The sequence below is a fragment of the Lachnoanaerobaculum saburreum DSM 3986 genome (assembly GCF_000185385.1).
Taxonomy (GTDB): Bacteria; Bacillota; Clostridia; order Lachnospirales; family Lachnospiraceae; genus Lachnoanaerobaculum; species Lachnoanaerobaculum saburreum.
Genome location: NZ_GL622296.1, coordinates 254726 through 267626 on the forward strand (window position 1 = coordinate 254726; position 12901 = coordinate 267626).

General features: G+C 35.0%; 13 protein-coding genes. 12 read left to right on the forward strand and 1 reads right to left on the reverse strand.

The window, feature by feature from the left end:
- Nucleotides 1-6 precede the first annotated feature (6 nt).
- From jag to HMPREF0381_RS01300, 8 genes are all read left to right on the forward strand, one after another.
- On the forward strand, nucleotides 7-975 hold the full coding sequence (gene jag / locus HMPREF0381_RS01265) for an RNA-binding cell elongation regulator Jag/EloR (RefSeq protein WP_008750039.1): 969 nt from the start codon (nucleotides 7-9) through the stop codon (nucleotides 973-975).
- Between the two features lie 75 nt (nucleotides 976-1050).
- Entirely contained in the window at nucleotides 1051-2421 is a 1371-nt protein-coding gene (gene mnmE / locus HMPREF0381_RS01270) for a tRNA uridine-5-carboxymethylaminomethyl(34) synthesis GTPase MnmE (RefSeq protein ID WP_008750040.1), read from the forward strand.
- 15 nt (nucleotides 2422-2436) lie between these two features.
- Nucleotides 2437-4323 carry a tRNA uridine-5-carboxymethylaminomethyl(34) synthesis enzyme MnmG gene (mnmG, locus tag HMPREF0381_RS01275; RefSeq protein WP_008750041.1) on the forward strand — a complete coding sequence of 629 codons (1887 nt, stop codon included), beginning with the start codon at nucleotides 2437-2439 and terminating at the stop codon, nucleotides 4321-4323.
- Nucleotides 4316-5041 carry a 16S rRNA (guanine(527)-N(7))-methyltransferase RsmG gene (rsmG, locus tag HMPREF0381_RS01280; RefSeq protein WP_008750042.1) on the forward strand — a complete coding sequence of 242 codons (726 nt, stop codon included), beginning with the start codon at nucleotides 4316-4318 and terminating at the stop codon, nucleotides 5039-5041. The genes mnmG and rsmG overlap by 8 nt, the downstream gene beginning before the upstream one ends.
- A gap of 1098 nt (nucleotides 5042-6139) precedes the next feature.
- A complete protein-coding gene (locus HMPREF0381_RS01285) occupies nucleotides 6140-7084 on the forward strand; it encodes an alpha/beta fold hydrolase (RefSeq protein WP_008750044.1) in 945 nt (314 codons plus the stop codon).
- A gap of 64 nt (nucleotides 7085-7148) precedes the next feature.
- Entirely contained in the window at nucleotides 7149-7919 is a 771-nt protein-coding gene (locus tag HMPREF0381_RS01290; RefSeq protein WP_034772902.1) for a ParA family protein, read from the forward strand.
- A gap of 2 nt (nucleotides 7920-7921) precedes the next feature.
- Nucleotides 7922-8854 carry a ParB/RepB/Spo0J family partition protein gene (locus tag HMPREF0381_RS01295; protein WP_008750046.1) on the forward strand — a complete coding sequence of 311 codons (933 nt, stop codon included), beginning with the start codon at nucleotides 7922-7924 and terminating at the stop codon, nucleotides 8852-8854.
- Nucleotides 8855-8858: 4 nt separating this feature from the next.
- Nucleotides 8859-9362, forward strand: a complete 504-nt coding sequence (locus HMPREF0381_RS01300) for a DUF4446 family protein (RefSeq protein WP_008750047.1) — start codon at nucleotides 8859-8861, stop codon at nucleotides 9360-9362.
- A 52-nt stretch (nucleotides 9363-9414) separates the two neighbouring features.
- Here the strand turns inward: HMPREF0381_RS01300 and HMPREF0381_RS01305 are convergent, their stop codons facing one another.
- Entirely contained in the window at nucleotides 9415-9957 is a 543-nt protein-coding gene (locus HMPREF0381_RS01305; protein ID WP_008750048.1) for a biotin transporter BioY, read from the reverse strand.
- A gap of 227 nt (nucleotides 9958-10184) precedes the next feature.
- Between HMPREF0381_RS01305 and HMPREF0381_RS01310 the strand changes: the two genes are divergently transcribed.
- From HMPREF0381_RS01310 to rpsG, 4 genes are all read left to right on the forward strand, one after another.
- On the forward strand, nucleotides 10185-10466 hold the full coding sequence (locus tag HMPREF0381_RS01310) for a hypothetical protein (protein ID WP_008750049.1): 282 nt from the start codon (nucleotides 10185-10187) through the stop codon (nucleotides 10464-10466).
- Nucleotides 10467-10644: 178 nt separating this feature from the next.
- The gene (locus HMPREF0381_RS01315) at nucleotides 10645-11487 is read left to right on the forward strand and encodes an AraC family transcriptional regulator (protein ID WP_008750050.1); all 843 of its coding nucleotides are present in this window, start codon (nucleotides 10645-10647) and stop codon (nucleotides 11485-11487) included.
- Nucleotides 11488-11847: 360 nt separating this feature from the next.
- Nucleotides 11848-12267, forward strand: a complete 420-nt coding sequence (rpsL, locus tag HMPREF0381_RS01320) for a 30S ribosomal protein S12 (protein ID WP_008753923.1) — start codon at nucleotides 11848-11850, stop codon at nucleotides 12265-12267.
- A gap of 158 nt (nucleotides 12268-12425) precedes the next feature.
- Nucleotides 12426-12896 (forward strand): 30S ribosomal protein S7, encoded by a 471-nt coding sequence (gene rpsG, locus HMPREF0381_RS01325; protein ID WP_007594900.1) that lies wholly within the window; start codon nucleotides 12426-12428, stop codon nucleotides 12894-12896.
- Nucleotides 12897-12901 lie beyond the last annotated feature (5 nt).

Sequence of the window (12901 nt, forward strand, 5' to 3'; positions counted from 1 at the left end):
AATGAGATGGATAGTGCTAGAGTTTCAGCAAGAAATTATGATGAAGCTTTGACAAAGGCCTTGATAGAACTTGGGACCACCAGCGATAATGTAGATATTGAGATTATTGAGAGAGGTACAAACGGATTTTTGGGAATCATTGGTGTGAGGCCATGGACACTGAAGGTAACTGTAAAGAAAAAGACTGCAACTGTAGTTAAGGCTGCATCCGGTAATGTAACATCCAAGTCACCTGAGAAGTTACAAAAATCTCCTATTGAAAAGAAGGATACAGAAAATAAAGAGGTTTTTAAAAAAGAGTCTGTAGTTGAAAAGAAAGAGTTTAAGACAGAAAAGGCGGCAGTTAAAGAGACTTCTGTAGTTAAAGAAAGTGTTGAAGAAAAGCTCACAGCACCTGTAGATGAGTACACTAAGTTCTATGGTGAAGATAATGATGAAAGTTTTGCTAAGAAGATACTCACTAATGATGAGTTGGAGGCTGTTAGAGGTGAAGCAGACAGCTTTTTGAAAGATTTATTTAATGCTATGAATTTGCCGGCACATGCAAATTATAATTTCTCATTTAAAACAAATGAGCTTTCTATAGTGATAGAGAGTGAAGAGGACTTAGGTGTATTGATTGGGAAAAGAGGTCAGACGCTTGATTCATTGCAGTATATTTTAAGTCTTGTGGTGAATAAGAGCAGTGAAAACTATATAAGAATCAAGCTTGATACTGAGAACTACAGAAAAAAGAGAAAAGAAAAGCTTGAGCTGCTTGCAAAGAATATAGCATCCAAGGTAAAGAAAACAGGCAGATTTACAGAGCTGGAGCCTATGAATGCGTATGAAAGAAGAATCATTCATGCGGCATTACAGAGTGACAATATGGTGTCAACAAAGAGTGTGGGCGAAGAGCCTTTCAGGCATATTACAGTCTATCCGAAGAAAAGTTTTAAACAAAATAAAAGAAGCCCTAAAAGGGAAATACAATAAAAACCGGTCTTGTGAAAGAGGGCTGTTGATAACATAGTTATTGATGGCTCTCTTTTAGTATTATTATGGAGGAATATGAAAAAAACAGATACTATTGCTGCTATAGCAACAGCGCTTGGTGAAAGTGGAATAGGGATAGTAAGGATCAGCGGTGAAGATGCAATAGGAATAGCTGATAAGATATACAGTGGAAACAAAAGCCTAAGAGAAGTAAATTCACATACTATAAACTACGGTCATGTATATTTTGGAGATGAGATAATAGATGAAGTGCTTGTGATGCTTATGAAGGCACCAAGAACCTTTACAGGTGAGGATACAGTGGAGATAAACTGCCATGGAGGAATACTTATTTTGGAAAAGGTGCTTCATGCAGTATTAAGCTGCGGTGCAAGGATGGCACTTCCGGGAGAGTTTACAAAGAGGGCCTTTTTAAACGGTAAGATGGATTTAAGTCAGGCAGAGGCTGTAATAGATATAATAGAGGCAAAAAATGATCTGGCTCTTAAAGCCGGTATCAGACAGCTAAGCGGTGCTTTGACTGAAAGTATAAAAAAAATCAGAGCCAAGATTTTGGAGCAGATAGCTTTTATAGAGGCCGCACTGGATGACCCTGAGCATTATTCATTGGATGGATACAGTGCAAAGCTAAAAAAGATTGTAAAGAAGTTGCTTGGCGGAATAGAATATTTGCAGAAGTCATTCAAAGAAGGCAGCATTATAAGAGAAGGTATAAATACCGTCATTATAGGAAAGCCTAATGCAGGAAAATCTTCTATCTTAAACCTACTGTCAAGAACCGACAGAGCTATAGTAACAGATATAGCAGGTACTACCAGAGATACCTTAACTGAGAACATTAAGCTCTCAGGTATCAGTTTGAATATTACAGATACAGCCGGTATCAGAGAAACAGATGATGTGGTGGAAAGCATAGGTGTGAAGAAAGCTATAGAGGCAAGTAACAACGCAGATTTGAATCTGGTAGTAATAGACGGGCTTTTGCCTCTTGACAGTGAGGATATAAGTCTGTTTGAAAGTGTGAAAGACAAACAGGCTATAATACTTATTAATAAGTCGGATAAGGAATTGAAAGTAAGTGTGGATGATATAAGAAAGTACAGTGATAAGGATGTAATAATATTTTCAGCTAAGGACAATACAGGTTTGGATGAGCTTGAAAATATGATTAAGTCTAAATTTATTTCAAATGAGATAAATTTCAATGACCAGATTATAATAACCAATATCAGACATCAGGAAATAATAAATGAGGCAATGGAGTCACTTGATATGTGTCTTTCAAGTATTGAAGAGGGTTATGAAGAGGATTTCTTTACAATAGATCTGCTAAATGCGTATGAAGCACTTGGTGAAATTATTGGGGAGACAGTGGATGATGATGTGGTGAATGAGATATTTTCCAAGTTTTGTATGGGAAAATAGATAGAAGGAAGTTTTATGATAATAGAAAAAAAATATGATATTGTAGTAGTCGGAGCAGGTCATGCAGGATGTGAGGCGGCTCTGGCAAGTGCAAGGCTTGGACTTAAGACAATTATTTTTACAGTAAGTGCAGATTCTATAGCCATGATGCCTTGTAATCCGAATATAGGAGGCAGTTCAAAAGGTCATTTGGTAAAGGAGCTTGATGCACTTGGCGGTGAAATGGGTAAATGTATAGACAAGACTTTTATCCAGTCAAAGATGCTTAATGCTTCAAAGGGGCCTGCGGTACACTCACTTAGAGCACAGGCGGATAAACAGGAATACTCTAAGCAAATGCGAAAGACACTTGAAAATACTCCGAATTTGACCATTTGTCAAAAAGAGATTACAAAGCTGATCATCGAAGATAATATATGTAGAGGAGTTGAGAGTATATCAGGCGGTAAGTATTATGCCAAGGCTGTAGTACTTGCGACAGGCACGTATTTAAATGCGAGATGTATATACGGTGAAGTTGCCGAGTATACAGGACCTAACGGATTAAAGTCGGCAAATCATCTTTCAGATTCACTTTCTGATGTGGGAATATCTTTAAACAGATTTAAAACAGGTACTCCAGCCAGAGTGGACGGCAGGAGTATAGACTACACTGTAATGCAAGAACAATATGGTGATAATCCTGTGGTACCGTTTTCCTTTGAGACAGATCCTGACAGTGTACAGAAAGAACAGGTAAAATGTTATCTTGCCTATACCAATGAATATACTCATGAGATAATAAGAGAAAATATAGACAGATCACCGCTGTTCTCAGGTGCTATAAAGGGTACAGGACCAAGATATTGTCCGTCTATAGAGGATAAGGTAGTGAAGTTCCCTGATAAAGACAGACATCAGATATTTGTAGAGCCGGAAGGTCTTTATACCAATGAGATGTATCTGTCCGGACTGTCAAGTTCACTCCCTGAGGACGTACAGGACAAAATGATAAGAAGTATAAAAGGTTTTGAGAATGCAAATATTGTAAGAAATGGTTATGCTATAGAATATGATTGTATTGATGCCAGACAGTTAAAGGACAGCTTAGAGTTTAGAAACTTGGAGGGGTTGTTTGCCGCAGGACAATTCAATGGAAGTTCAGGATATGAGGAAGCCGCAGTGCAGGGACTGATGGCAGGAATAAATGCGGCTATGAAAGTGCTGGGACGAGAACCTGTAATAATAGGCAGAGATCAGGGATATATAGGAGTGTTGATAGATGATCTGGTTACCAAAGAGAGTCATGAGCCATATAGAATGATGACATCCAGATCGGAATATAGATTGCTTCTAAGACAGGATAATGCAGATCTCAGACTGACAAAGATAGGATATAAAGTAGGACTTATATCTGAGAAGAGATATAACAGTCTTTTAGAAAAAGAAAAGCAGATAGCAAATGAAGTAGAAAGACTGAAAAATATACATATAGGTGCTACATCAAAGGTACAGGATTTCCTTGTAAGAAACGGCTCTACTCCACTTCAAACATCGGCAAATCTGGCGGAACTTATAAGGAGACCTGAGTTGAACTATGATCTTACAGCAGAGTTGGATGATGACAGAAAAAAATTAAGAAAAGATGTCAGAGATCAGGTGAATATAAATATAAAATATGAGGGTTATATAAAGCGGCAGGAATCGCAGGTAAAGCAGTTCAAAAAGCTTGAGAATAAAAAGATTCCGCCTGATATAGATTACAGCAAGGTGAACAGTCTAAGGATTGAGGCGGTACAAAAGCTTGGTAAAGTAAGACCAAGCTCTGTCGGTCAGGCCTCAAGAATATCAGGAGTATCGCCGGCAGATATAACAGTATTACTTGTATATCTGGAAACCTATAAGGAGAAAAGAGATGTATAATGATATGGATAAGTACTTATCTGAGAGTAATATATTAGATACTGTACTTTCTGATGAGAAGAAGGAAAAACTATATAGGTTCTATAAAATTTTGATTGAGAAGAATAAGGTGATGAATCTTACATCTATTACAGATATAAGAGAATGCACATATAAACATTTTATAGACAGTATTGCTATTGAAAAGTTGGTAAAGGATATCGGAGAAAGGGAATATAGTGTAGCAGATCTTGGTACAGGTGCAGGCTTCCCCGGTATACCGCTGGCTATAGCATTCCCAAACCTTAGACTTGATTTGATAGACAGCCTGAATAAAAGAGTAAAATTTATACAGGAGGTCTGTGAAGCACTTGAATTAAAGAATGTAACTTCAATACACTCAAGAGCTGAGAATATAGCAAAAGATAAAAAATATAGAGAGAAATTTGACATATGCGTATCCAGAGCGGTAGCAAATCTGGCTTCGTTAAGTGAATATTGCCTACCACTTGTAAAAGTCGGCGGCAGCTTTGTATCATACAAATCAAAGGGATTTGATGTAGAAGTAAATGATGCCAAGAAGGCAATACAGGTATTAGGTGGGGAAATAAGTGATTCTATCAAGTTTAAACTGGCAGAATATGGAGAAAGAATTTTACTGGATATAAAGAAGGTAAAACCTACTGCAAGTAAGTATCCAAGAAAAGCCGGTCTACCAACTAAAGAGCCTATAAGATAGATGTTTCACATGAAACATAGAAAAACTAATGTTTCATGTGAAACATCTAGAAACTGATGTTCCACATGAAATGTAAAAAACTCTATGTTTCACGTAAAACATAGAAGAACTACTGTTTCATATAAAACATCTAGAAACTAATGTTTCACGTAAAACAGTAAAAAGTTAATGTTTCACGTAAAATATAGAAGAACTACTGTTTCACGTAAAACATATAAATCTCATGTTTCACATGAAACAATGACAATAAAAGCTCTATAGTAATGTTTTACGTGAAACATCATCTATAGGGCTTTTTATATATGATTTTTATAAGGTTACAGAATTTTTTTGAATAATCTTTGTGTTGATTCTATGTTATTTTTGATTGCGTTGTTTTGGCTCTTTATCAGGATTATTTTTAGTAATATTGATATGTTATTGTTTGTCTTTATAGTTATAAGTATTTAGATATCAGAGAGATATAAGCTTGTAGTGTTAAAATGCTAAGGAGTAAAAAATATATTTATTAATAGTATATTAGAGTTGAGAGTTTCACAAAGCGGGAATAATTAAATTTATATTTCATAATATGGAATGCTTATATTTCAGATTGCTTTATAATAGATTTTATACTCGTATAATAATGGTAGTATTTTTACTTATATATTTGATATAAGTATTTAATTATTCATATAGCCTTATGATTTTATACAGATTTTATTTGTTATTAATGCAGAAAAAATATATCATATAAATATCCAAGTAAAACTGTTGTATCCGCGTTCTTTATTATCAGTTGCAAAAGAGATATCTTCTATAATATAGTATCTTTATAATATGTATTTTAAAGTGCAACTTTATTTTTTATAATCATTATAAGCTATATTGATAAAAACTTAGGTATAGCTTAGCATTTTATGGTTTGGAATGTAATTTCATAGACGTATAAATAATTTGTTCGGCTTAAAAGTTAATATTTCAATGTTTCATGTGAAACATTGAAATATTAACTTTTAATTCATTGATTAGAAAATATTAGTATGATAGAATATAAATAAATATTTAGGATTTTCAAGTTTAGGCTTGCATTGTCCTGTAAAATAAGGGGTTTTAACAGTGAAAAAATACTTAAAAATTTTAACTGCCATGGTGATATCATCTTCTACACTTATAGGTGTATCACTGATAAATAAAATGATGAGTATGCATGCTATATCAAAGAATCTCCTTGAAAAAGAAGCAACAAAGGAATTTGAATGGAGATTTGGTAATATCAAGTATAGAAAAAAGGGTCATGGAAATCCTGTTCTGTTGGTTCATTCACTGGATGTAGCGGCATCTTCAGAAGAATGGTTTAGGATAAGAGATAAATTGGCAGAGTCACATACAGTATACAGTATAGATTTGTTGGGATGTGGATTATCTGAAAAGCCGTTTATGACATATACAAATCATATATTTGCACAGTTGATATGTGATTTTATTAAGGTAATAATAGGAAAAAGGACTACTGTAATATCAAGTGGAAACAGCTCTGCATTTGTTATTTCTGCCTGTGATAATGACAGTACATTATTTGAAAAGATAATATTGGTTTCACCTGAGAATCTGGACAAAGGCCAGCTTATACCGGGAAAAAGAGCCAGAACATATAAGGCTATTTTGAGTATGTCTGTACTTGGAAATCTTCTGTATAATATAGCAGTGTTCAGATGGAATATAAGTTACAATATCAGATCTGATTTCTATAGGAAAGATAGATTCACAAAGGATATACTGGATAAATGTTATGAAGCGGCACATAGGGGATTGTCACCAAGGTCGTTGTATTCCAGTATAGTTTGTTTCTACACAAAGAAAAATATAAAGTTTGAACTGTCTCAGATAAATAACAGTATAGTTATATTTGAAGGTAAACATAATAAAGAGGCTTCAAAGGTATTGAGGAAGTATATGAAGGTTAATCCCGCTGTAGAGACAGTGATTATTGATGACTCAAATAAATATCCTCATATTGAAAATGATAAGGGGTTTTTAAATGCTCTGAATATATATCTATAGTGATGTTTCACAGGAAACATAAAACATAAAACAGAAAGGACAAGCAGAATGCTTGAATAATATTATGACGAAAATTATTTCATTTGCAAATCAAAAAGGTGGTGTAGGTAAGACTACTACCGCAGTAAATCTTTCAGCTGCTTTGGCTGAAGCAGGTCAGAGTGTATTGGCAATAGACTTCGACCCACAGGGAAACCTTTCAAGTGGACTTGGAATTGACAAACTGAACACTGCAAAAACTATATATGAGGTAATTATCGGTGATGAAAATATAAATGATGCTATACTGAATACTGAGGTGGAAAATTTAGATATAATACCAAGTAATGTGGATTTATCAGGTGCGGAGATAGAACTTCTGGAGCTGGAAGATAGAGAAAGAACATTGAGAAGGAAAATTAGTGAATTATACAAGGAGTATGATTATATAATAATAGACTGCCCTCCCAGTCTCAGCCTTCTTACTATCAATGCTTTTATGGCATCTGACAGTGTAGTAATACCTATTCAGTGTGAATACTATGCATTAGAGGGGCTTAATCAGATGCTTAGAACTGTAAATCTGATCAGAGAGAGATTGAATCCTACATTAGAAATAGAGGGAATAGTATTTACTATGTATGATGCCAGAAATAACCTGAGCGGACAGGTTATAGAAGGCGTAAAGAGTGTTATATCTAATGAAAATATATTTGAAACTATAATACCCAGAAATGTAAAGTTGGCGGAGGCTCCAAGTTTTGGAATGCCGATAACAGAATATGATACTACTTCAACAGGAGCACAGGCATATAGAATGTTGGCATCCGAAGTACTAAGTAAGAGCGGGAGGTAAAAATGGCAAAAAGAATGGCACTTGGAAAGGGCGCAGATGCTCTTCTTAGAAATATAAATGGAACCAATACAGCTATTGACGAGGCAGTGGATAAGAATATAGAAGACAATACAAGCAAAAAAACTGGCGAATTGATGGTAAAGATTTCATTAGTAGAGCCAAATAGAAATCAGCCAAGAAAAATGTTTGACAAGGATAGCCTTGATGAGCTAACAAAATCAGTAAAACAGTATGGAGTGTTGCAGCCTATTATAGTAAAGAAGATAGGTAACAGATATGAAATAGTGGCGGGTGAAAGACGTTGGAGGGCTGCACAGGCGGCAGGACTTTCTGAAGTTCCGGTAGTTGTAAGAGACTATGATGACCAAAAGGCTAAGGAGATTGCTATTATAGAGAATATACAAAGGACAGATTTGAATCCTATTGAAGAGGCACTTGCATATAAGAGTCTTATAGAGGAATATAATCTGACACAGGAAGAACTGTCAGATAAGGTGTCAAAAAATCGCTCTACCATTACCAATTCACTTAGACTTCTAAAACTTAGCAAGAATATTCAACAATATATGATTGACGGTAAGATTTCATCAGGTCATGCAAGAGCACTGCTTAGTCTGGAGGATGAGGGCAAAAGAGAGCTTTTGGCACTTGATATAATGAAGAGAAGTCTCAGTGTCAGAGATACTGAAAAGGCAGCCAAGACACTATCAAAAAAGAAAAATGTAGAACTTGATGAGTTGACAGAATCAGTTAAAGAAGATACTGTAAGAGACTTGTCATTGTTCTATAAGGAGTATGAGGACAGTATTCAAGGGGTACTTGGTACCAAGGTACATATAAATCAAAAAGATAAAAATAAAGGAAGAATAGAAATAGAATATTATTCACAGGTGGAGCTTGACAGAATAATGGATATTTTTAAGACGTTAGTGTAATACGATGATAAATTTTACAATAGATAATAGGATTTTGTTTTGCTTTATCCTGGTTGTAGCTGTTTTTAATTTTATATTATTTATATCTATGATGAAGCATAGAATAAAATATAGAAGACTTTTTAAATCATATGATAATTTCATGACAGGAAGATCTGCGAGAAACCTTGAGGATATTATAATCCTTTTGAGAAAGGATATTCGCAGTTTAAAAAATGAGAATAAATTAAACAGGGAGGCTATAAGAGAGCTGAACAAGATACAGAGAGAATGTTATCAAAAAATTGGTATACTCAAATATGATGCATTTGACGGAATGGGAGGGAAACTTAGTTTTGCACTCTGTATTTTGAATTATAGAAATTCGGGATATATAATAAACAGTATACATTCCAGGGAAGTTACTTTTAATTATATAAGGATAGTTGAAAACGGTCAGACAGAACAGGTACTTTCAAGGGAAGAAAAGATTGTTTTGGAACAGGCTTTAGGATATAGAGACAGATAAAAGAGGCTGTTGCCTTAAGAGTATTATTCTTAAAGGCAACAGCCTCTTTCATTTACAGATTTAGGTGATTCAGTCTTTTACTGATCTGTGACCCAAGTATATATGCTACAAAAATCTTTATAATATCTCCTATCAAAAACGGTACAACACATAATGCCAATGAGGCAATGAAGCCCTTGCCCTGCTGATATGAGAACCATAATGTTCCGGGCAGGTAACAAAGAGCCAAACCTAACACCATTCCGATTACATCATAAAGAATACCTTTTTTCAGGTGAATAATCAGTGAACTTATATACACTGTAAATATAAATCCTATGATATATCCGCCTGTAGGTCCAAGGAGTTTGCCAAGACCGCCTGAATATCCTGAGAATACAGGTAATCCCAGTGCACCAAGCAATATAAAGATTATCACTGATATAAGTGCATCAATCGGTGTAAGTACATAGGCTGTCAGGTATACAGCCAGCACACCGAGTGATACAGGTACAGGACTTATAAATATAGGTATGGAAACCGGCGACAATATACATAGAACGGCCGCCATTAGGGCTATTACAGCTATTCTATTTATGGAAATATTTTTTGACATAACAATCTCCTGTTCAAAAATATAATTAACACCGGTCTAAAAAACAGTAATCCGGTATCATTTAATTAAAACATAAGAGAATAATATTATAAATATTTCTTAATGTCAACTAAAAAAATTTATAGGTTGACATATATGTGTTGAAATTATAAATTTTAAAAAGGGAGTATAAAAGTGAGCCGGGCGGAATTACATATATCAGAGAATGTGTAGATACCGATAAGGATTTGGCGGAGTCGGGTAAGAAAGAATTTGAAAGAGTATCTGTGAAGATAGGCGGTCGAATAAGGGATATACCTGATTATATTAAGGAAAGTATGTACAACGGATATATAAAACTGATTGAAGCATATGTCGGCGGTGAGACATTTGATGAAAAAACTTTTAAAGAAAGTAAAGCATATTTATATATTCTTAGATTTATTGACGGAACAAATACGACACTGGAAATGAAAAAGATGTTTATGGATACAAAAAAAGAAAATTTATATATAAAGATAGAATACTGATTTTAGCCGGAATAGGAATGCCGGCTTTTTAAGTTATACTGTCTGAAATAATCAAAACATAAAACGGACAGTAAATATTATATATAAAAAACGATTACGACATAACGTTAAATTTTGTACAAATATTAGAGGGCAAAAGATAATAAAAATGAATAAACTATAACTGAAGGAGGAAAAAATGAATATAGTAAAATCATTTAATAATACGATTGACTATCTTGAAACAGTTCTTGATGATGAGATAGACGAAAGGAAGGTAATTCAATTGTCAGGATATTCTTATTCTATGTTTAGCCGTTTGTTTTCTATTCTGACTGAAACAACTCTTTCGGAATATTTGAGAAGCAGGAGATTAACGGAAGCCGCTGTCAGATTAAGAGATACACATGAGAAGATAATTGATATTGCATTAAGATTCGGGTATGAGTCATCAGATTCATTCGGAACTGCGTTTAAGAATTTTCATAAGTCTACTCCTTCAGAAGTAAGAAACGGAAAACCGTTCAAATTGGTTTCACGAGTGCAATTGGCACTAAGTGTAAGAGGAGGAAGAAGCATGAATATTACGATTCAAAAAAAAGAAGCATTTACGGTTGCAGGATTAAGTAAACAAAATATCAATTCATCTGAATGTCCTGATATATGGGACAGGCTATACAAAAAATACAGTCATGATGAATTAGCAAAACTTGGTGAAGGAAAGAGTGTCGGTGTTTGCTATGATGTGGAAAATCCCGGCACAATAAATTATATGGCAGGATATATTATTACTGATATCGGTAAAGCTGAAAGTATGGGATTGGATATCATTAAAGTAAAAGAAGCGGAATATGCGGTTGTAGAACTGAACGGAAGTGTGCCTGAGTGTATTCATAAAGGTTGGAAGTATGTAATGGAAGTGTTTTTCCCTGAACATGGTTATATACATTCAGGAAGTCCGGATTTTGAGTACTACTATGAAGGAGATATGCACAGCCCTGAGTATAAGATGGAGCTTTGGATACCGATAAAAAAAGCTTAATTACAGTATAATCCATCTGTATCGGTTTTGAAACGGGAAAGTGGCTAAGCCTTGTAATCTGCAAGGCTTAGCCACATTTTTTTATATAATACAACAGTACATAAAGAAATTTGACCTTATAAATCCTTTATTTATAAGGCTTTACAGGCATTTTCAGATACCAAGTGTCAAAGAGCGGATCATATATCTTGTAAGAAAACTGTCAGAATTACAGGCATGAATAGTATTGACAACAGCCTCTTATTTTAGTAGTATTAAATACTGTGTAAGTAGGCGATGATATTTACACAAAGTGAATATGCAACAGTATTCACAGACAAAAATAAATGTAAGCAACCAATAAAAAAGGAGGAAAAAGGAATGCCAACATTTAACCAGTTAGTTAGAAAAGGCAGACAGACTTCAGAAAGAAAGTCAACAGCTCCTGCTCTTCAGAAGGGATTCAACTCACTTCATAAGAGGTCAACAGATATCTCTTCACCGCAAAAAAGAGGAGTATGTACAGCTGTTAAGACTGCAACACCTAAGAAGCCTAACTCAGCTCTTCGTAAGATTGCCAGAGTTCGTCTTTCTAACGGAATCGAAGTAACAAGCTATATCCCGGGAGAGGGACATAACCTTCAGGAGCATAGCGTTGTGCTTATCCGTGGAGGTAGAGTAAAGGACTTGCCGGGTACAAGATACCATATTATTCGTGGTACATTAGATACTGCGGGTGTCGCTAACAGAAAACAAGCTCGTTCAAAGTACGGAGCTAAGAGACCGAAAGATAAAAAATAATAACTGAAGATATAAACAGTCTTTAGAATTCAGAAGAAAGTAAAAAAACTTTCATAATTAGACAGTGCCGGATTTTTTGTTGGTTGCAAAAAATATAGGCACGAGGACGCAGTAAGCGAGTACCAAAGATCTAATTGAATATTAAGGAGGGAAGAAACGTGCCACGTAAAGGACATACACTAAAAAGAGATGTATTGGCAGATCCTTTATACAATAACAAGGTAGTTACAAAGCTTGTAAACACTATCATGTTGGACGGTAAGAAGGGTGTTGCACAAAAGATTGTGTACGGAGCATTTGATAAGGTTTCCGACAAAACAGGAAAGGATCCTGTAGAGGTTTTTGAGGAAGCTATGAACAATATCATGCCTGTACTTGAGGTAAAGGCGAGAAGAATCGGTGGAGCCACATATCAGGTTCCTATCGAGGTAAGACCGGAGAGAAGACAGGCTCTTGCTCTTAGATGGCTTACATTCTTTTCAAGAAAAAGAGGCGAGAAGACACAGATTGATCGTCTTGCAAATGAGATAATGGATGCGGCAAACAATACAGGCGCCGCAGTAAAGAGAAAAGAAGATATGCATAAGATGGCAGAGGCTAACAAGGCATTTGCTCATTATAGATTCTAATAGGA

Coding starts and splice junctions, on each gene's coding strand:
- jag (WP_008750039.1), top strand. CDS start 7: ATGGATAGTGCTAGAGTTTCAGCAAGAAATTATGATGAAGCTTTGACA.
- mnmE (WP_008750040.1), top strand. CDS start 1,051: ATGAAAAAAACAGATACTATTGCTGCTATAGCAACAGCGCTTGGTGAA.
- mnmG (WP_008750041.1), top strand. CDS start 2,437: ATGATAATAGAAAAAAAATATGATATTGTAGTAGTCGGAGCAGGTCAT.
- rsmG (WP_008750042.1), top strand. CDS start 4,316: ATGTATAATGATATGGATAAGTACTTATCTGAGAGTAATATATTAGAT.
- HMPREF0381_RS01290 (WP_034772902.1), top strand. CDS start 7,149: ATGACGAAAATTATTTCATTTGCAAATCAAAAAGGTGGTGTAGGTAAG.
- HMPREF0381_RS01295 (WP_008750046.1), top strand. CDS start 7,922: ATGGCAAAAAGAATGGCACTTGGAAAGGGCGCAGATGCTCTTCTTAGA.
- HMPREF0381_RS01300 (WP_008750047.1), top strand. CDS start 8,859: ATGATAAATTTTACAATAGATAATAGGATTTTGTTTTGCTTTATCCTG.
- HMPREF0381_RS01305 (WP_008750048.1), bottom strand. CDS start 9,957: ATGTCAAAAAATATTTCCATAAATAGAATAGCTGTAATAGCCCTAATG.
- HMPREF0381_RS01315 (WP_008750050.1), top strand. CDS start 10,645: ATGAATATAGTAAAATCATTTAATAATACGATTGACTATCTTGAAACA.
- rpsL (WP_008753923.1), top strand. CDS start 11,848: ATGCCAACATTTAACCAGTTAGTTAGAAAAGGCAGACAGACTTCAGAA.